This is a genomic window from Hymenobacter sp. R533113 (assembly GCF_056835965.1).
The window spans coordinates 702,708-721,987 of the sequence record NZ_JAKWBD010000013.1 but is presented as its reverse complement, the minus strand read 5'-3'; the positions used below and the strand labels follow the sequence as shown (position 1 = coordinate 721,987).

Sequence of the window (19,280 nt, the reverse complement as noted above, 5' to 3'; positions counted from 1 at the left end):
TTGAGGCGATTGGTGCGCGCCCCAACACGGCTGTTCTAGTTCAAGGTTGATATGAGCAGGTTAATCGAACAAAGGCGCATCTGCAATTGCCTTAGGCTTACGCCCACGCTGACCTTTCGTCGGGGCAGCCACCTCGACGCTCAGCCGTTCCAAGAGTGCGCTAGCGGGCTCGTCCTCGGGGTCTTGCGGTACGAGTTGCCCGTTGAACGCCTTAGCAAGCAACGCCTGCGGCAACTGTTCCACCAGCGCGGCTGCCTGCTCGAATCGGGCTTCCAGTTGGTCGGCGAGTCCAAAGTAGTGGTTGACTTGGCGCAGAATTTCTTGTTGCTCTTTAAATGGTGGAAGGGCAACAGGTAGATTCAATAGCTGTTCTGTATTGATTCCATCACGGGTTGCACCATGGTTCACACGCACTAGATAGTTCGTAACCTCAAAGGAGCCCCTCACATAATAGAGGAAGTAATGAGGTAAAATAGTCTCCCCTGAAAGTCGGAGCCGCATGATATGATAGTTGAACAGTGCTCCCTCAAACTCAGAAGTAACATAGCCTGCTCTGCCCACTGAAGCCATGCGAGAAAAGAGTAAATCGCCTTCGGAAAGCCGATAACGGTTTATTTCATCTGCTTTATCTTCTGTGACATAAGCGGATTTGACTAGGTTAATACCTTGCTCAGTTAAGCAGCCAATTGTCAGTACGGGTACTCCTTCCCTAGTAAAATCATCTTTGCCAAGGGAGGTTCCAAACGGACCAGTCATAACCGGCTGCTCGCCAATTGTACCGACCTGTTCTACTGTAGCCCACGCCCACCCATCTGGCAACTCTGGGAGTTCCGCCGTATCCGGTGCGGCGGGCTCCTCATACTTCCGCTTCCAACTATCGTTCAAGCTGAGCTGCTTGCCCTTCATCTTGGCTAGCTGCTTTTCTTCCCACTGGGCGCGGCGCTCCGCACGGATGCGGTCAAGCAATTCCGACGCCGTTTCTCCCTGTGGCTGCTCTGCCCGCCACGCTTCGGTCAGCTTCCCTGACACTGCTGCCGCCAGCACCGCATTCCGAAACTTCTTCAGCAGCACTGGTAGCTTCTCAAGGCGCTCTTGGCTGGCTTCCATTTTCTGCATGGCGGCATCGAGCTGCGCGACGATGCGGTGTTGTTCAGCAAGGGGAGGTAGGGGAAAGGTCAGTTCATCGAAGGTCACGCTAGGCACCCGAAGATGACCTACTGCGCCATTGAATTTTGATTTGGCATATTGCCGAAATCGCCTCTGCACCAGATAGTAGAAGAGAAATTTCGCTATGCAAATATCCTTCTCACGGAACACGAATACTTCTGTCGTACCGCACCCAATTCCATTGAGCAAACCAGAGGCAATTGCCACTTTACCATTCTCCATGCAAGGAGTGATTTTGGCAAACAGCACGTCTCCATCAATAAATTTCGTGTAGCCTTTCTTAACCTCTCCATATGGTTTCGCATTGGCTGGATTGAGTCTTCCAGTCTCCTCCTCAATTTCGGGCATCGGGACGAATGAGACATCCATATCATCCGAAATATCAATGCCAGAGTGTCCGGGGTTAAGCGCGAAGGCAGTAGATATGCTAGTGGTTTCCCAGCCTGCCGGTAGATTACTTTTCATTGATTTCGAGCAGGCGCAACAGTTCTTTCAATTCATCAACCACGACTTCCAGTTCTACTATAGCATCGGCTGCCAAGTCTTTCGGGTCAAGAAGGTCAGCCGCGCCTGTGAGGCTGGCATTGGCGATAAGTCCCAAGTCCAACGTGTCGCCGCGCTGCTGAATCTCGGCGCGGGTGAAGCTCATCCACCGCGCATCAACATGAGCGGCGCGGTCATCGGCACGATACGCCTCCACGAAGTTGTTGAAGTGGGCGCGAGTGAAGGGCGTCCGCTTCCCAAAGTTCTCCATGTTGGTGCGCAGGTCGTAGTACCACACCTGCTTCGTGTTGCCTTTGTCGGTGGTGCCCCGCTCGAAGAACAACACGTTGGTTTTCACCCCGGCAGCATAGAAAATGCCCGTGGGCAGGCGCAGGATGGTATGCAGGTTGCACTTATCCATTAGGTCCGCCCGCACCTTTTGCCCATCTCCGTCTTGGAAGAGCACGTTGTCGGGGAGCACCACTGCTGCCCGCCCACCCGGCTTAAGCGAGCGGTAAATGTGCTGAAGAAAGTTGAGCTGCTTATTACTGGTTGGGTAGGTAAAGTCAGAACGGGTGGGGCGTTCACCGCCTTTCTTGGTGCCGAAGGGTGGGTTGGCTAGTACCACGTCGTAGCCCTTCATCTGCTCGCCAATTTGGGTGAGCGTGTCGCCCAGCAGGATGTCGCTTTCCATGCCGTGCAGCATGGCGTTCATCAGCGCCAGCCGGTGCGCATCCGCTACCAGTTCGCAGCCCGAGAATGCCTGCTTGCGCTGGAACTCCGCCTGCTTCTCCGTGAGGGTGTAATAGTTATCGGTTTGCGCTTTTACGTGGGCATCCGCCGCAATCATGAACCCAAACGTCCCGCACGCGGGGTCATTGCATTGCTCGCCGGGCTGAGGGTTGACCAGCTCCACCATAGCATTAATCAGCGGGCGCGGAGAAAAATACTGCCCACTTCCAGATTTCACTTCGCCCGCGTTCTTTTCCAGCAACCCTTCGTAGAGGTTGCCTAGTCCTTCCTCCCGCGCCGAATACCAGTCCAGTTCATCAAGGCTCTTGATGATTTTGCGCAGGTTCTTCGGCTCATCAATGTGTGTCTGGGCATTGCGGTAAATCTGGGCGACGGTGCCAGTACCTTCCGTGCCGAGGTGCAGCAGCAGGGTGCGGTAGAAGGTCTTCAGGGTTAAGCCTTCCTTACTAGCGAGCTTGTCCCAACGGTATTCCTCCGGTACATTTTCCTCATTGCCCGTCTCCTTCAGCATTTTGAGGAACAGCAAATAAGTTAATTCGGTGACGTATTGATGATAGGTGATGCCGTCGTCGCGCAGAACATTGCACAGGTTCCACAGCTTCGAGACGATTTCTTGGTTGTTCATGCTTCGATAAAATAACGGAGCAAGGCAGGTGCCTTGCTCCGGGGACTATTGGCTTGATTGAAAAGGAAAAGCTAGGCTACGTACAGGTGCGCTTGTATCGTGAGCAGCACATCATCCAGCTCATTATTAAAGAGGTTGTTGAAACGGTTGTAGCCGCCATCCCCCTTGAAAGGTTGTTGGTCAAGGTCGTCGCGGGTGAGCACGGTCTCCAGCATCAGTTGCGTTTGCACCCGGTCGAGGAACTTGCGCTGGTGGATGTTCCAGCTCTTTTTGTTCCGCACGTGGTCTACCGCCTCCTGCACCCGCAAGGCGAGCGGGCGAGCCGCCACGCCGAGTGCCAGACTACGAATATAGGCGATGATGTCGGCACCCAAGTCCTGTTTTTTGACTGCTTTCCACGCCACATTTAGCTGCGTGTCGGTAAAGCCTTGCTGGTCAAGCGCCCACTTTAGCTCCCGAAGCATGGGGCGGGTCAGCGCCTGTGGGTTGGAGCAGACGATGCTGAGCGAGGTGATACTATTCTGATTGTTCTGCACGAACTCGGCGAACGAATGCAGGTAGTCTTCGGGACGCTGGATAGGATTGGCAGCGTCGCCGCCGTAGCCGCGTTCCGATGCCCGCGCTTCGTCTTGGTGGGTACTGTAGAGCTGCGGTTTCTGAGGGCGGTGTACGCCCGATACCCAATTCAAGGTGGTTTGGTGTTGCTGCAACACGGTGGCAGCCTCGGAGGAGGAGAGCGTGCGTACGTGGTCAAGGAACTGCGCCAGCGTCTGTCCATTCGCACTGTGCGCAAATTGCTCAGATTGCTTTGTCGATAAGGTTTTGCGCTTGCGTTGGAGCTTGGCAAGAATCTGCTCCACCTGCTGCTGCCTTGCCTCATCCGACTCGATGTGGGGCAGTTCAGCAATCAGCTCCGTCACCGACTGGGCAGGGTCCGCCACGACGGGCTGCATAGTGGTCACCGCCTGCATCCCCTCGTACAGCCGTACCGCGTCGTAAATGCGGAAAGTCTCCTTCCCGATGTCGTCCGCCCGGCGCGTAGCCCGCCCCAGCATCTGTTCGTAGAGGATGCGCGAGCGTACTCGGCGCAGGAACACAAGGTTGCAAATGTGCGGGATATCCACCCCGGTCGTGAGCAAGTCCACGGTCACCACGATAACCGGAAAATGCTCGTTCTTAAATTTCTTGACCAGTTGCTGTGGCTTGTCGGCGCTGCCTGTGATTTTGATAATGGCGTCATCGTCCGCCTCAATCCCTGCCTCGGCATACTCTTCCTTTAGAATGCGCACGAGCAAGTCCGCGTGTTGGTCGGAAGCCGCGAAAATTAGAGTCTTCTCGGGTCCTTCCGGCGAAATCTCCTCCACCAGCATCTTCGCAATGGTGCGGTTGAAGCTTTCGGTGAGCACCAGTTTGTTGAAGCCGTCCACTTCCACCCGCAGCTCATCTTCCAGTACATCGAGGTCTTCAATGTTCTGGGTATCGGGATTGAACGCCTGCGGGGTGCTGCCAGACTCCCACACAATACCTTCCTCGCTGAGCTTGGTTTTAAGTAAGATAGGGGGCTCGTGGTCGATGAGGTAGCCATCCACTACGGCTTGCCGGTAGGTGTAGCGGAACACTGGGTGTCCGAACACTTCCACCGTATGCAGTGCCGGCGTCGCCGTCAGCCCCACGCGGAAAGCATCAAAATAATCGAGGACTAACTTGTAAGTGCTCAAGAAGTCCAGTTGCTCCTTATAGGAAATCTGCTCTTCCGACATTTCCCGGTCGAGCGTGTATCCCCGGTGCGCCTCGTCCACGATGATGCAGTCGTAGGCGTCCACCGGCAGTACGGGGGTGTCCGGCTCGGGGTAGTAGATGCGCTTGACCAACGATTGCACCGTTGCCACGTGCAGGCGCGTTTCTGTTTCCGGGAGCCGGTCTTTCAACTCCTTCATGTCGTAAATCTGCCCCAGCGTCTGGTATCCTTCCACGTGGACATCATTGAAGCTGTCCGTAGCTTGGTTGCCCAGAATCTTGCGGTCTACTAGAAAGAGGATGCGCCGGTACAGGCTGCTTTTCAGCAGCCTGTATACTAATCCGAGAACTGTGCGCGTCTTGCCCGTGCCGGTCGCCATTGCCAGTAGTGCCCGCCGCTCGGGAGCATTAGCTAAAATGGCTTCCTCCACTTTCTCGATGGCGGCGACCTGATAGTCGCGCAGCCCTAGTCCATGTGCATCCCGCAGGTAGTCGAATCGGTCTGCCTGCAATGCCGCCTCGGCTTCCTCAATATCCCGTTTGTGCAGCTCAACCAAAGCTTCCGGGGTATACCAGCCGCGCAGGGCACGGGAGTGATTGCTAAGCTTGCGCCCATCCAAAAACCAGATGCCTGACTTCTCTGGAAGCTGGTAGTGGTAGGGTCTGCCGTTGGTGGCAAAAAGGAAGGGGGCTTGGTAGTCTGCCCACGGTGCCCCATCAAGCAGCGCCATACCAGCGGGCAGCTTGATGTCCTTAGCGTACCGCTTCGCTTGTTGCAAGGACCCCGAGACATCCTTGTTTTTCCGCTTTGCCTCCACAACTCCGACGAGGGACAGCCCGACAAACAAGGCATAGTCCGCTGGTCCCGATGCCGTTTGCCACTCGGCAATGGCAAGGTTCCGACCCTTCTCGGGGCGGGTGCCGTTGGAATAGCGCAAAGTCAGGGTGTCGGCTTCCCAGCCTGCCGCCCGGAGCTGCTCATCGATAATGGCGCGGGTCTCGGCTTCGCTCAGGTTCAGGTTGTCGGCTGCCTTCTGGGCTTTCTGCAGGAGCTGTGTCCGTTCCGGCGCAGATAGCTCGGGGCGAGCCGCTAGTGCGGCTTGCAGTTCCACTACGCGAGCTTCTAGTGCCTGCCTCTCCGCTTCGAGCTGCGCCAGTTCCTGCGCTGTATCTCGGCGTTTGGGAAGCACAAAGGCAGGGGGCGTTGCGGCTTCTGAATTCCCATAAGCATCAACCAGCCATTTGCCTAGATGATAGGCGGACTCTAACAAGATGGTCGCGTCGGCGAGGCTACCGACATTCTCATGCGCGGCTTTGTTGCCCCGGCGTTTCAGTAAGTGCAGGATATCCTCCACCTGCCGAGGAAGAAGCCCTTGATGTTTTAGTTGCTCTAAGCGGCGGTGCTGCGTGTTCTCGACCAGCGGAGGGAGCTGATGCTCCACGTACAGGCGGTCCACCAACTTCTCGCCGAACAAACGCAACTTGAACAGGGTAGCGGCGGGGTCTTGGTAGAGTTGGAATTCAGCTTCTTTGCCGAGCGTGTACAACGCTGGAAACTCTTGGTGTAGAAACTGGAAGTTGCTAAAGGGATTCGACACGCAGGATGGAGTGAGAGCAATATACCTAACTGGTCAGCTAAAGTAGGGACCCTGTAGGCGAGTTCAAAAAAGGTTGAAGAAGGCTCCTATCGGGTAGCTCCAAGTATAAAGGTGGAGTGCTGCTAATTATATTGGGCGGTCATTGTTGTGGCAACGCACAGCGCCTTTGTTGACTAATAAAATTAGTTTTATTTAAAGTGTACATTTGCGCCATGATGTATTACAGGAGAAAGGTGTTACTAGGGCTACTGGAGAGTTTCGGTGGAGAGCTGTCAAAGTTGTCCCTGCAAAAGCTACTTTTCCTCGTAGCCCGCCATCAGAAAATAGCCTCCTTCGATTTCTTGCCTTACCACTACGGATGCTATTCCTACCAGATAGGGTGGGATATCAGCGCGCTGACGAAATATGGATACATCAGGGAGTCAGAAAATCAATATGAACTGATTGCCCCCGGTGGGTTCATCGCGCAGTTGAAGCCGGAGGATAAATCTGCGGTGCTTCATGCTTTCAGAACGTACCAAGGGCACGATACGGACGCCCTGATTACGGAGACATACATCAATTACCCCTACTACGCCATCAAGAGTCGTATTGCCGAGCGCGTGCTCACGACCGCGCAGTACCAGAGGGTGCAGGAACAGATTCCCCAGAAGCACACCTCTACTTTGTTCACGATAGGGTATGAAGGGTTATCACTTGAGAAATACTTTAATAAGCTCATTATTAATGATGTAAAGGTGCTGTGCGACGTGCGCCGTAACCCGTTGAGCCAGAAAGTGGGCTTCTCGAAAGGGACATTGCAAAAGGTCTGCGCCGCTCTTGACATTATCTATGTGCACCTCCCCGAGCTAGGCATCGAGAGCAGCAAGCGCCAGAGTTTGAATAGCCAGCGAGATTACGACGAGCTGTTTGCGGATTACGAAGCGAATTACCTTATTCATCAAGGCGAGGGATTGGATAAAATCGTGGAACTATTAGGTACTTACGGACGGGTCGCCTTAACTTGCTTCGAGGCTTCGCACTGTCAATGCCATCGTGGTCGTGTGGCGCAAGCCCTTGTCAATCGCCCTGCTTTTGACGTGCCGTTGAAGCACCTGTAGTTACCCCTACCGCTATATGCCCAAAACCAAAGTCCTTATCGCCGTTAAAACTTATCCCGCCCTATCTACCAAGTACGATGAGTTAGTTTGCACGGCGGGTTTCCTGCCGGATGGGTCGTGGATTCGCATCTTCCCCATCAAGTTTAGGAGCATGGACTATATCAACCAGTACAAAAAATACGACTGGGTTGAAATAGACTTGGTGAAGAACGAAAGCGACATTCGTAAAGAAAGCCACCGACCCCGTACCATCGACGAGGTGCCGACCATTCTTTCCTCGGTGGGGACGCAGAGCAATTGGGCAGAGCGGAAAGCAGTCGTGCTTCAGAACGTGCATACGAACCTCACGCAGCTTATTGAGGAGTCGAGGCAGCGCCCGGCACCTACTTCGCTAGCGGTGTTCAAGCCCACGCGCATCTTAAAATTTGAGTGCCGCCCCACTGAGCGGGAATGGGATGCTAAGAAACTTCAGGCGCTTCAGCAGCAAAGCCTTTTTGAACCAAAAGGCGATAAAATCCAAGTAGTCAAAAAGCTGCCCTATACTTTCCACTATGAGTTCGAAGACGACGCGGGCAGGACATGTTGTCTGATGATTGAGGACTGGGAAATCGGGGCGCTCTATTGGAATTGCTTGCTTAGAGCAGATGGGGATGAGCGTGTTGCGTGCGAGAAGGTGAAAGCCAAATATCTGGATGAGTTCACCACGCAGAAAGACCTATATCTCTTCCTCGGCACCCGCCACACGGCGCATATGAAGAACTACCCAAACCCATTTTCCATTATTGGGGTGTTCTGCCCCAAGAAGGAGGAGTTGACCAAGCCAGTGGCTAAAGCAAAGACTTCAGGGCAGATGGAGCTATTTTAGTCATTCCACCGAAGACGAACTATTGGTCGAGTAGATAACCGCCGCGAGCATGAGCATCTTTCCCATTGTGGCGGCGCACACCATCGGCAAACATTCATGGTCACCAAGACCCCCGAGGGAGCAGTGGTCAGCCGCGCCGACCCTCTTGGACAGACGGGACTACCGGTCATGTAGCGAACCAGTGGACTAAGCAAAGGTATTAAAAAGGCGGGCTGAACATGTTCAACCCGCCTTTTCGGTGGTTATACTGGGCGAGAGAATTGGCTCTTAGAATTTTGCCTCCATGGTTGAATGAGCGTTGTCGGCGCTGGGCAAAAAGATTGAGGTATCACTGTCATCGAGGGGGAGCATGTCTTTCCCTAATAATAACGCCAGTGTGTAGCGGAGGCGTGCAGGAACGGTCTTTTGCTTGTACCACCACTCTAAATGCCACCGAGTGGTTACCAGCAACTCGGTTAACGCTTTGCCCTTGAACGTGCCGTGGGGCATAAATTGCTCCGGCACGGAGGGATTCTTCAACCAGTCGAAAAAATCATCGCGCCGGGTGGTGTGCCACTCGTTCGTTCCCGCAAACCGGTACCGATACAAGGTGCACCCCCAGCCATCGCGCTGGCTTTTCAGGGACAAGTATATTTCCGGCGCATTGGGTTGCACGATAACTACTACGTGCGGTACCCCTGATTGGAAATAGGCGATTCGGTGTTTTCGTAAAGCATTTTCAACGGCGCTGACGGCTGCGTCACGGCGTTGCTTGCTTTCCATTCTCAAGGTGGCTTTCACGCATTCGCAAAAGTCTTTGGTCAGGCAATTGGGGCAAATCATAAAAGAGAAATTTAGAAGTAGGGGAGCGGCTATCGTGGGCGAATAGCAGGCACTAGAGCAAGCAGCCGCAACGATGAAATGCCGGTGGGTTTTAGGTCGCTGCTTTTAGAAACTGGCTAAAGCACCTTTTTCGGTTTAGGCACCAATTTGCACAGCCAGCTTTTTCATCCGTCGAATCCACTCTTCGACTTGCCCCACTACTTGCTGGAGCGTTTCATCGGGTAGACATTGCCCTTTAACAACGCGGTGGAGTGCGAAGCTCAACCAGAAGAGCTTAGTTTGCTGCCGTGCCCGGACAAGCAAGTCCAGTTGCAGCAGGCGGCGTACTTTCCTGTTTTTTTGGAATACGAGCAAGCGGTCCTGCATGTCGAGCAGCTCACAGCCCAAGGCATAAGCTTGTTGGTCTGCGATGTGGGGGTAGGTAGGGTACCCGGTTTCAAATTGCAACATTATTTAAGGGGTTTAAAAAGAAACCGTGTGTCGATTTCACCCCTTATATTCTGCTGCTTCAATTAGTTTAAAATAATTATGGTGTTGAAATCATCGAAGTAAATAATTAAATGAATATCTAAAATTGTAGAAATGTATTTCTGCAATTGATAATAAAGTACTGTAGGATGGAGAAATATATTTCTGCACTCCTCTCTTGAAATATTAGTTTATAGGGCACAACTTTTTTGAAAACAGCACTATAACACCCGTCAAGGGTGTGCAATTACTCTTGCCAAGCTTGTCAGGGCTTACCTGACCGGGGCAGCGGGAGTTTTTACAAGTGATTTTCTCCCGCTGCGTTCCAACCCGCCAAAAAATTACTTCTGGCTCTGGAACGCCGGTAAAAAAAATCACTTCATGGCTATTCACCACAAGTTGTTGGTGCCCTCGCGCATCAATATTCCGCAATTACTTGCCGCGCTCGGGTACGACCAGCGGTACGTCAACGACCACCAAGACAAATACCACTACATCCTGCACAAGATTTTGGAGCAGCGCCTATTTGACTCCAGCATTGAGGCAGATGGCTATTCACCTCTGCATCTGGACACGCTCCGCCGCTTTCTTGGTCGCCGGTACGCGGACGACATTCTCAATCAATTGGTGGTGCTCGGCATTATCCAGTGCGACTATATTAAGCTCTATGGCAAAGAAGGGCAGAAAGCCTACGGCTACCGCATCAACCCTGAGTTCGCCTCAAGAGCAAGCTTGCAGCCCGTAGTGAAGCAGGGATTTGACAAAAAACTCCGCGCTGCCGCCTACAGCTACAAACAGAAGTGGTCGAAGACCATCACGTGGAAGAACCTCGCCCAACTTGGCATCCGCGACAAGGCAGCCACTGCGTTCATCAACGACAAATTAGAAAGTTCGCGGATGATGTTGCAGGAATACAAGGATGTGCTGGCACAGGTAATTGACAAGAGTAATGCCCCACAGGTCATGAATGTGTACCGGAGTATATACAACTCGTACTCGGCGAAGGAGGATAGGTATAAGGCAAGGCATACCAAATCTACCTCCTCTTTCCCCTCCTCATCTGTTTATTCTCTTATTCCGGTACACTTGGTCAAAAAAGGGATACAAAGAAAAGATAATCAAGGTATTACACTGGGTATTTACCTTGCGAGCTTATTGCAAAACAAGCACGGCGCGGACGAGCAGAGCATCCAGCTGATTGCCGAAGCCAAGTACTTTATCGAGCAGCCCGACCCCAGCAGCCGCGTCTTCACCAACCTAAGCAACCTGAGCGGCGAGCTGCGCCAATTTCTTTTCACAAGCGGTTTCCCAGCACGCTGGTAAACCTTGACATCCGCAACAGCCAGCCGTATTTGCTCTCGCTGCTGCTCGTGGACAAGTACGCCGGGCAGCCCTTACCGGCAAGGGTGCAACACTACATCGACCTGACGGCAACAGGGGAGTTCTACGAGCACATGATGAGGCTCATGGGCATCAATTCGGCTGCCATAACCAAGCGTAGCCGGAGCGAATTCAAAAAGACCTTCTTCGCCAAGATATTTTTCTGCTCGGTATATTATTCCCGTAGAACCCCGGAAGGCAAGGTGTTCCGCCAACACTTCGAAGAAGTAGCCGACCTCATCGAAGCCTATAAAGGCAAGGAACACGGGGAGTTGGCGATAACCATGCAGCGCCGTGAGGCAGGCATTATTTTAAAGGTTATCGGGTCGGAGTTGCGACAGCGGGGTATCTGGTACGCCACCATTCACGACTCCGTCGTCGTGATGCCCGAGCATGAGGAGCAGGTGAAGGAATTGATACGCGTTTCTTTCGAGACAGCAGTAGGGGTCGCCCCAACCGTTAACCCCGACTACTTGAGTGCGGAAGGTAATCCTGCCCATGTGAAAGAGTTGGCAGCCGCCGCATTGTTACGGCGAAGCGAAAAACTGCTCGGTGAGATGGCGGAAGAAAGCCAATTTGAATTTTCTGTGCTCGCCACGTTGGACAACTACGCTCCGGTTAGCGGCGACCATTTCTTCGATGACTAGGGACGATTTGTAAGTGCCCTAGTCCAGCATCAGCATACTGTGGGCAACGTCTACGATTGTGGAGCTGCTACTTCCCGTCGTCTGAATGGGTGATTGCCGGGTCATTCACAAGGTCGTGGACCTCAATCCCCAGCATTCGGCTAATAGAAATTAGCGAATCAAGGGAGGGTGCCAGCAAGCCGCGTTCAAACCGACTGACGGTACTCCGTTCCAGATTGGCTAAGTCAGCCAGCTCTTTTTGAGAGAACTGCTTGCCTATTCGGAACGCTCGCAACCGCTCGGCGAACACCTTGATACCTGCCGGATTTTTCACGGCGGCAAGCTGCGCGGAGCCGTTTGGGTAATGTGAGGCTTATAAGCCTCATTTAAGAAAGCCTCCTTATATTTATCACCACTAATTCATCTCTACTCTGCTTCCATCTTAATGAACTTCTTGTCCACGTCGCGCCGCGTTATGCTCGTCGCAACCCTTACCCTATCATCAGTAGCCGCCTCGGTGGCACAAACACAGTCCACACTACCGCCTGCCAAAACGTATTTCGTGGACCAAACTGGCAAACGCCTCGGGGTGAAGGAGCGGTGGTCCGAAGATGCAAATGGTGAGCGGCATGGACGATACCTCCGGTACAATGAAAAGGGACTGGTGGTAGAGGCGCTGCCGTTTGTCCACGGTGCGCAGACTGGTGCTGGGTATCACTATAAGAATCTGAACCCTAAATTCTTCAACCCCTTTCAAACCCGCCCCGACACGAAATTCAGCGGTAACTATCGTAACGGGGTTGAAGTCGGGACGTGGACGGGACGTGATGCTAATACCAATGCGTTGGTTGTGACCGTTGTCTTCGATGCCAACGGGCGCGAACAAACCGTGACGTACGCAGCCGATAAAACTGCCCCAGCGCAAGTAGTGCCCCCCGCGCCGCCGATTTCTGCCGAAGAGCAGAAAAAGTTAAACCAGCGATACGCAGATTCTCAACGAGAAAAAGCTGAAGCTTCTAAGATGCAACACGTAACGCGCGATATTGATACAAGAGGCGTTGCTTTCTATGACAACAGCTATATTTTGAATAAGGCTGGAATGCAAACGTTGGACACCATAGTGAATTATATCAATGTGCGAACTCAGTTGAATAAGCCTATCAAAAGTATTGATGTTGGCGTGACTACTAAAAACGCCAAAGGAGATGATGTGGAAAGAAAAAAGCTATGTATACCTTAAGTATAAACAGGGGAATCGTAATAAAAAAATATTTAAATCAAAAATTGGTAGATAAATCTATTGAGATAAATATTTATTCGTTAGGCTCTACATTCAATCGAAAGTATCTTGATATTGGAGATTTCGATGACAATGTATCGCTGACCATTAAAGGTCCTGTCGGCACCTCGGATATCGGTCCTCGTTGTGTCTGTTATCTGGATGATAAAGATAAGGAGGAGGTTAGGCAGTATAATTTGCCGCAGACTGTAGACCAAATTATCCCTAATGAGAGTTTAAAACAGTATATTTTAAATTCTATTATTGAAATATATGCAAACACAAACATGTATGATGTTTCGGCTGAACAAAATACGAGTCGCTCTGAGAAGATGTATATGATTCCCAGTGAACTTTGGCTTTCAAACATTGATGGGATAATGCCGATTGCGCTGTCAACTTTGGAGGAGCCAACTCCATTCCGAAGCCAAGTAAACGCGCTGATTAACAAAATGAATAAAATGCACGGGGTACATGTTAAATCCGATGTTTTTTTCACACAAGACTTAGGGCGTAGACCTATTCAGTAGTGCAATAACAAGCGTAGCTAAATTCGTAAAAATGTAAGCGCTAATCGTGCCCGCTGTTACTACCACCCATTTGTGGGCAGCCAGTACAGTGACAGAAAAGTATCTGGGATGTAAAGGCTCTAATCGAAGTCGAGAACGGGCAGCTCTGTGCGTGGGTGATATAAGCCCATAGTGGCGGTAACCCCAGAGCTGACACGCAGAGCCAAGCCGTAGCCCAGATGTGGTAGGTGGGCTCCGAAAAGCACGCGTTTGTCAGACATGTAGAGCCCAAGAGTTATCTGCAAGGGTGCCGTCGAGGTGCCGTGTTCGAGAAGTACAGCCCACACTACCTTCTGAACCGGCAGCAGAGCAGGAGTAGCGCCCGTGCCGGCAACCCTGACAGCAACAGCAGAACAACGACCACCCGATATGGTCGGTTCGATAGCCATCCAATAACCATGAGCGAAGAAGAAGAAGAAATGCAGCAGGGCTGCGGGTGCCTGCTGCTTATCCTGCTGCTGGTAGGAGGGTTGTACCTGTACCGGGCGGACGTAAGACGTTTCGTGCACCATGTAGCGCAGGTTTCCAATACGCTGGACAAGGAAAGTGCCGCCCGTCGCAAGGCTGCCCGTTCGGCTCAGGAGGCAGTCCCAACCCGGAACCTAACTTTTCTCTATCGGTTCAACGGGAAAGACCCCAGCGCGGTCAAGCTGCTGCGTCATCCCCGGCTCAAAGCCCGATTACAGAAACTGCTGGGCAGCCAGTATACCTACCTGAAAAGCATCTGGGAGGTGGAAGCGCCCATTGAGGTTGAGGATGGACTGCTCTATGCGTCGGGGATGCAAGCCCACAGCGGCGGCAACCCCGGTGCCGTGCTGATGGCGGACATTGAAACCAACGTACTCTACGTTGGTATTCGCCGCAACCATCGGGTACGGCTCTACTCCGAGAACGATGAGGAGGTGCCTGCCAAAATGCAGGAGTGGGCAAATGAGGGCGAAGCCGATGTGGACGGCAGGGACATATAACAGACGACGGCGACTAAATTCTTGAATGCAGATGGAAGTGAACAATCTTCGTGGGGGACCTTCCTGACCGGGGAGAGCTGCACCGGTCGTTTCGGTTACTCGATGCGCCTGAACGGAATAGCGCCGGGTGTGATACAAGGCGGGGCTCTTGTGTACGTGACTCACTGATACCAATGCTCGCCAAACACCCGTTCCCCCAACGATTTATCCTGCTCCTGTTGGTAGGGAGTCTTCTCCTAGGACTTTATTGCCGCTGGACCGCCGTGCTCTCGCTCTACTACCGCACCAAGTATCACAGCGGAACCCTGCCGCCCGGACGCCGGGAAGTAGCAGCGCGGCGCATCTGCCAAGCAAATCCCTTCTTTAATCAGCAGTATGCGGTGCTGATTAATATGGGGTTGTCTTCCGCGAATAATAGGCTACAGGTCTACAGTTTGCACAGTCAGCGCCCCGTGTTCTCCACGCGGGTGATGCATGGCAGGCGCAGTGGCAGCCTACGGGCAACCCGGTTTTCAAACCAAGTAGGCAGCAATAAAACGGCGCTTGGGCGTTACGTGGTAATTGGAGCATATATTGGGAAGTACGGTCACGCCTACCGGCTGGCGGGACTAGATGCGACAAATGACAATGCCCTGACCCGCAGTATCGTTCTGCACTCCTCAGCCTACATAAGTTCGAAGCGCATAGGGCGCAGCGAGGGGTGTCCTGCCGTATCCCGTGCGGCACTAGCGGCTCTAAGACCTTTTTTGACGACTGGAAGTCTCGTCTGGATTTATAGATGAGGTTGTCAGCCAGCTAATCATCCATATCCGATTTGGACAGGCAGCGTCATTGAATCATCACAAATCGCCTTTTACGCATAGTCCATGGACAGATTGGTGTTCATGTTTCACCCAATGTTGCGTCGTATGCTACCCGTCCGCCGTTGCATTCGCTTGAGCATGGTGGCGATGTTGGCAACGGGGGGTAGCGGGGGTAATTCCGCTATGATACCCCCGCAGCACAGCATACCATCACACGACTACCTCTTGCGGCTTAATCAGGCGTATATCGCCGCGTTGAATCAACACCGCCAGCATAAGGTGCCGGGCAGCGCCCCTGCTCGATTCGATAAGAGTCTCATGAAAAGTGCTGTTCTGTTTAACCAGCAGTTAGACAGCGAGGATACACTTTACCACGACCCTAAGAACCGAACAGCAGAATTGGGAGGCAGCCTCGTAGGCGTGAAGTGCTGGGACCCGCAAGGGCTGTCACAGCATATTTTCGCGCAACTCCAATCGTCGCCGCCGCACGCAGCCATTATGCGAGATACTTCGCTTATTTACATTGGTTTAAGTTCCAGTAGAACAAGGTTCGTAGTACGGCTGAGCAGCACCCCCGCTGCCACACGTTCGCGCAAATCAAGCGAGTAAGCTTTCATCCCAAAAAGGTAGGTCTAAATCCGTAAATCATCCTGAGAACCGCTCTAGTAGAGCAACTAGTCCCACAGTTTGGTTATCTATACTATCTCAGGGGACCAGTAACCAAAAAATAGCTAGTAGTAGCGTCTCCAGTCGGTAACCAAGTGGTTGGCACCTCTGGCAGAGCGCGGCAAAGTGTGGAAAACGCGAACACCCTTTCAGAAGAAAAACATTAATTAAAGGGCTAGAAAATCTAATTGAAAAAACATAGTCTTACACTTTCATGACTACTCTCGCGCGCAATTGGCTCAGAAACGAAGCAGGTGAGTTACTGAAAGGTGACTCGGGGTTGCCGCTGCTAACTTGTTTTTGCGCAGAATGCTTGGACCTAGTACCCGCAGAGCCGGGACTGGCACTGCTTCGAGCTGGAAATGTATATGAGGTCCTTTTTGACTGTCCGGACCATGGACCTATCTACCCTTGGGAATATTGTGACTTGCCGCCCGGCTACTGCGTGGTGGAGGGGCACTTTGAGAAGAAATAAGCCACTGCTTGACCAAGACTTAGAAGGCGGGAATCATCGTCCCGTGCGCACCCACCGGGAGTGCTTAGGTTTGACGATGATTCCAAGTGCTTGCAGGCGGTACTTGATGACGGTCTTACTCACGCCGAATCGTAGGATGAGGTAGTCTAAGGTAGCCCGGTAGTCCTCCCGGTTGACGGGTTGATGGTCGCGGTAAATAATGCCCCGGTTGCGGGAAATGCCGAGGTGTATCTGACAGGCAATCAGGTGTACCCGCAGGATGTCCTCGGGTAGCAGCAAGGCAGCGGCAAATTGATTGGCTTGCCATTCAATCCAGTTTTTGGGATTGGTCAACTCGTGTCTGCCCAGCGTCACGTTGTAGGCAGAATCCCGGAAGCTGTCGTAGAGCTGCTGGCTCAGATGCAGCTCGCGGTGCAAGAAGAAATGCCCTATTTCGTGCGCCAGAACAAAGGCGAACCGGGGCGTGTGCCGGATGGAGGGGCAATGCGGATAATAGAGCCTGCCACATCAAATTCGCCTAGTATGGCATTACCGTAGACGTCGTGCCCAAGTAGCATCGTCGTTTCAATCCGCAGCCTGTAGGTAATTTCCAAAAAGGTCAAAAAGCCGCCGATATCGACAGGACGGTATTCTTTTAACAGGGAAGGATTATAGTCGCCCAGTAATGTCAAGGCGCTTTTCTCAAGTGCTGCTGCCGACCAGTAACGCAAGCCCTGTACCTGCTCCGCAGCCGGAGCGAACAGGTTGGTGAGGAACAAGTGAAGGTGGTTGGTAACTTCCAGTGGGTCATCCTCGGAGGGGGACGTGAAGGACCGGTCTATCTTATGCAACCGAATGTTGTACCCTTCGGGATGAGTTTCCAGCAGCATCATGCCTTTAGCGCGGGCGTATTTGAATGCGCCCTCGTGGAACGTGCTGTCCGTAATGAAGACCCCCTTGACGTTGACGCCTGCGACTTGGATTATTTTGGCGTAAAACTCCTCTACATCATTGACCGGAACTGGGTGGCTGTAGCTCTTGCACTCGATGATGAAGAGGAAAGAGTAAGTGGGGGCATTGGGCAGCCATACCTCAATCGCTAAGTCGAAAATAATATCCTTCTCCCGGTCGCGGGAGTAGTATTTCTTCTTCTTGAAGACCTTGCTGTTCTGTGGAAGAATGCCCAGCTCCCCATTCTGCACCGCCTGTTCAATCAGCGCGTACGCTTTCTCTTCGAACAAGTCGCCTTTCGCGGTGGTGTTCATAACAGAGAAGAATGAATCGTTACAGTAGACTTGCTCACAGCAATGTCAAGCAGCCAAGAAATCATCAACAGCCTTTTGGCTCATCCGCCACACGGGCTTCTCAGAGGTGCCAAGGTTGCTGGCGCGTAGCCGACCCTCCCCTATATACTTGTGGATGGTTTTTTCGGAAAACTGCAATTGCTTTGCGACATCCTTAACGGTAAGCTGAACTAACGACGGACGGGAAGCTTTTGAGACTTGTTGAACTGCCGCAATAACGTGGGGAAGGAGGTCAACGAGGATGTCCTTGGCAATTGTGCTGGATTCGTTTGGAGAAAGTGAAAAAGGCATAAGCTGGGGTGTTTTTTCAGCTTATAGTATCGGGTTTTCCAAAAGTTTATTTTTTCTGCTGATTTCGCCAAAAATATTTGACGATGCTCTACCGTTTGAGAAACCAGCCAACTTCAACGTCATTTAGCCCCTTTTTTACGGGCTGCATACTCATTGCATACTAAAGAAATAAAAAACCCCCTCAGTAAGCTACTGAGGGGGTTTTTCGTGGTCGTGTAAGGAGTCGAACCTTAAACCTCCTGATTCGTAGTCAGGTGCTCTATCCAGTTGAGCTACACAACCATTATCCCGCTTGGGGAGCGCAAAGATAAGAGCTAAAATTTCAGACGTCCAAGCCGGGGGGCATTTTTAGCGTAAAATTTTGCCAGATAACACGCAAGCTGCTGAGAGTCAGATTTTATTTTTCAACGGTTTCTTCAGTGCCGCGGTTCAGGGCTCGCTTCAAGGCGCGGTTGAAGAGGTAGTAAAGCCCAAAAACCGATACGATGATCAGCCCAATCACCAGCAGCTTGCCCGCCGTGCCCGTGTCCGGGTCGCTCACGAGGCTGATAACATCCTGCGCCTTAGTGCCCAACCAGTAGAAAAACAGGCTGCGCGGCAACATGCCCACTACAGAGGCCAGCAGAAACTTGCGGCGGTCAATGCGCATCACAGCCAGCACGAAAGTCATGAGGGCGAAAGGCAGCACCGGCGAGATGCGGGTGAGCACAATAAGCTGCCAGCTTTCGGTTTTTAACTCCCGCATCACGGCGTCGGCCTTGGGGAAGTGGTGCAGGAAGTTGAGCATGCGGCCATGGTCGAGGGAGCTGGCTATCTGGTAGCCTACCAACGCGGCCAGCGCATAGGCTACTACCATACCCGGCAGGCCCACCCATCCAAAGTAAAACCCCGTGACCAGCGCCACAAATGTGGTAGGCGTGAGGGCGAAGGCCATAGTAAAGGCAATGACCACGAAGTAAACAATAGTCTGGACGGGCGTGAGCTGCTGCAAAAGCTCCTGATTGCGGTAGAACAAGAAGGTGAGCGAAGAGCTACCCAGCACCGGCAAGGCCACCAGCAAAAACATGGAGACCAGCGTAGACGCGTTTTTCTGGAAAAGCTCTTTGAGTACAGACATAGGCGGCAAAAAATCGGGCCGACTGTGCGCAGCCGGCCCGAAGGTAGAACGTAAACTATTCAGCAAAGGCTACGTGCCAGGGTGAGGCTATAGAAGTGGCTAGCGGTAGAAGCTATTCCGGGGACTTTGTTTACCAAAAAATAATCGCGCGCGACATTCTACCTTTGGCTTCTCTTGCCCCACCCCGTAAACTTTACCTTTTCGC

19 protein-coding genes, 1 tRNA gene and 1 pseudogene are annotated in these 19,280 nt (G+C 52.5%); 9 read left to right on the top strand and 12 right to left on the bottom strand.

Annotation, left to right across the window (positions count from 1 at the left end; all coding sequences use genetic code 11):
• Positions 1-60: 60 nt before the first annotated feature.
• The 3 genes from MKZ35_RS12185 to hsdR all read right to left on the bottom strand — a co-directional run bounded on the left by MKZ35_RS12185 (position 61) and on the right by hsdR (position 6,363).
• On the bottom strand, positions 61-1,632 hold the full coding sequence (locus MKZ35_RS12185) for a restriction endonuclease subunit S (RefSeq protein ID WP_482513550.1): 1,572 nt from the start codon (positions 1,630-1,632) through the stop codon (positions 61-63).
• The gene (locus MKZ35_RS12180; protein ID WP_482513549.1) at positions 1,622-3,028 is read right to left on the bottom strand and encodes a type I restriction-modification system subunit M; all 1,407 of its coding nucleotides are present in this window, start codon (positions 3,026-3,028) and stop codon (positions 1,622-1,624) included. Before MKZ35_RS12180 ends, MKZ35_RS12185 begins: the two co-directional genes overlap by 11 nt.
• A gap of 71 nt (positions 3,029-3,099) precedes the next feature.
• A complete protein-coding gene (hsdR, locus tag MKZ35_RS12175) occupies positions 3,100-6,363 on the bottom strand; it encodes a type I restriction-modification system endonuclease (protein WP_482513548.1) in 3,264 nt (1,087 codons plus the stop codon).
• A 197-nt stretch (positions 6,364-6,560) separates the two neighbouring features.
• Between hsdR and MKZ35_RS12170 the strand changes: the two genes are divergently transcribed.
• Together MKZ35_RS12170 and MKZ35_RS12165 are read left to right on the top strand one after the other, a co-directional pair.
• Complete coding sequence (locus tag MKZ35_RS12170; protein ID WP_482513547.1) at positions 6,561-7,463, top strand: DUF488 domain-containing protein; 903 nt, start codon at positions 6,561-6,563, stop codon at positions 7,461-7,463.
• A 16-nt stretch (positions 7,464-7,479) separates the two neighbouring features.
• Positions 7,480-8,328, top strand: coding sequence for a hypothetical protein (locus MKZ35_RS12165; RefSeq protein ID WP_482513546.1), 849 nt, complete (start codon positions 7,480-7,482; stop codon positions 8,326-8,328).
• Between the two features lie 267 nt (positions 8,329-8,595).
• On the opposite strand, the gene MKZ35_RS12160 is transcribed toward MKZ35_RS12165, so the two are convergent.
• Both MKZ35_RS12160 and MKZ35_RS12155 read right to left on the bottom strand, forming a co-directional pair.
• The gene (locus MKZ35_RS12160) at positions 8,596-9,090 is read right to left on the bottom strand and encodes a hypothetical protein (RefSeq protein WP_482513545.1); all 495 of its coding nucleotides are present in this window, start codon (positions 9,088-9,090) and stop codon (positions 8,596-8,598) included.
• 195 nt (positions 9,091-9,285) lie between these two features.
• Positions 9,286-9,600 carry a hypothetical protein gene (locus MKZ35_RS12155; protein ID WP_482513544.1) on the bottom strand — a complete coding sequence of 105 codons (315 nt, stop codon included), beginning with the start codon at positions 9,598-9,600 and terminating at the stop codon, positions 9,286-9,288.
• Positions 9,601-9,999: 399 nt separating this feature from the next.
• Here MKZ35_RS12155 and MKZ35_RS12150 point away from each other — a divergent pair, with 399 nt between their 5' ends.
• Together MKZ35_RS12150 and MKZ35_RS12145 are read left to right on the top strand one after the other, a co-directional pair.
• The gene (locus MKZ35_RS12150; RefSeq protein WP_482513543.1) at positions 10,000-10,941 is read left to right on the top strand and encodes a hypothetical protein; all 942 of its coding nucleotides are present in this window, start codon (positions 10,000-10,002) and stop codon (positions 10,939-10,941) included.
• A 29-nt stretch (positions 10,942-10,970) separates the two neighbouring features.
• Positions 10,971-11,645, top strand: coding sequence for a hypothetical protein (locus MKZ35_RS12145; RefSeq protein WP_482513542.1), 675 nt, complete (start codon positions 10,971-10,973; stop codon positions 11,643-11,645).
• A gap of 67 nt (positions 11,646-11,712) precedes the next feature.
• Here the strand turns inward: MKZ35_RS12145 and MKZ35_RS12140 are convergent, their stop codons facing one another.
• Positions 11,713-11,958, bottom strand: a complete 246-nt coding sequence (locus tag MKZ35_RS12140) for a helix-turn-helix domain-containing protein (RefSeq protein WP_482513541.1) — start codon at positions 11,956-11,958, stop codon at positions 11,713-11,715.
• Between the two features lie 111 nt (positions 11,959-12,069).
• Between MKZ35_RS12140 and MKZ35_RS12135 the strand changes: the two genes are divergently transcribed.
• A complete protein-coding gene (locus MKZ35_RS12135; protein ID WP_482513540.1) occupies positions 12,070-12,864 on the top strand; it encodes a toxin-antitoxin system YwqK family antitoxin in 795 nt (264 codons plus the stop codon).
• Positions 12,852-13,433 (top strand): hypothetical protein, encoded by a 582-nt coding sequence (locus tag MKZ35_RS12130; protein WP_482513539.1) that lies wholly within the window; start codon positions 12,852-12,854, stop codon positions 13,431-13,433. The genes MKZ35_RS12135 and MKZ35_RS12130 overlap by 13 nt, the downstream gene beginning before the upstream one ends.
• Positions 13,434-13,552: 119 nt before the next feature.
• On the opposite strand, the gene MKZ35_RS12125 is transcribed toward MKZ35_RS12130, so the two are convergent.
• A complete protein-coding gene (locus MKZ35_RS12125; RefSeq protein WP_482513538.1) occupies positions 13,553-13,861 on the bottom strand; it encodes a hypothetical protein in 309 nt (102 codons plus the stop codon).
• A gap of 9 nt (positions 13,862-13,870) precedes the next feature.
• Between MKZ35_RS12125 and MKZ35_RS12120 the strand changes: the two genes are divergently transcribed.
• The 3 genes and pseudogenes from MKZ35_RS12120 (at position 13,871) to MKZ35_RS12110 (ending at position 15,222) form a co-directional block, all read left to right on the top strand.
• Positions 13,871-14,440, top strand: coding sequence for a hypothetical protein (locus tag MKZ35_RS12120; RefSeq protein ID WP_482513537.1), 570 nt, complete (start codon positions 13,871-13,873; stop codon positions 14,438-14,440).
• Between the two features lie 18 nt (positions 14,441-14,458).
• A pseudogene (locus MKZ35_RS12115) lies at positions 14,459-14,608 on the top strand (murein L,D-transpeptidase catalytic domain-containing protein); the annotation flags it as partial.
• 5 nt (positions 14,609-14,613) lie between these two features.
• A complete protein-coding gene (locus MKZ35_RS12110) occupies positions 14,614-15,222 on the top strand; it encodes a murein L,D-transpeptidase catalytic domain-containing protein (RefSeq protein ID WP_482513536.1) in 609 nt (202 codons plus the stop codon).
• 1,195 nt (positions 15,223-16,417) lie between these two features.
• Here MKZ35_RS12110 and MKZ35_RS12105 read toward each other — a convergent pair.
• From MKZ35_RS12105 to MKZ35_RS12085, 5 genes are all read right to left on the bottom strand, one after another.
• Positions 16,418-16,801, bottom strand: a complete 384-nt coding sequence (locus MKZ35_RS12105; RefSeq protein ID WP_482513535.1) for an ImmA/IrrE family metallo-endopeptidase — start codon at positions 16,799-16,801, stop codon at positions 16,418-16,420.
• A gap of 11 nt (positions 16,802-16,812) precedes the next feature.
• Entirely contained in the window at positions 16,813-17,628 is an 816-nt protein-coding gene (locus MKZ35_RS12100; RefSeq protein WP_482513534.1) for a restriction endonuclease, read from the bottom strand.
• A gap of 45 nt (positions 17,629-17,673) precedes the next feature.
• On the bottom strand, positions 17,674-17,958 hold the full coding sequence (locus MKZ35_RS12095) for a helix-turn-helix domain-containing protein (protein ID WP_482513533.1): 285 nt from the start codon (positions 17,956-17,958) through the stop codon (positions 17,674-17,676).
• A 208-nt stretch (positions 17,959-18,166) separates the two neighbouring features.
• Positions 18,167-18,240 (bottom strand) — tRNA-Arg (locus MKZ35_RS12090).
• Between the two features lie 115 nt (positions 18,241-18,355).
• A complete protein-coding gene (locus MKZ35_RS12085; protein WP_482513532.1) occupies positions 18,356-19,075 on the bottom strand; it encodes a TVP38/TMEM64 family protein in 720 nt (239 codons plus the stop codon).
• Positions 19,076-19,280 lie beyond the last annotated feature (205 nt).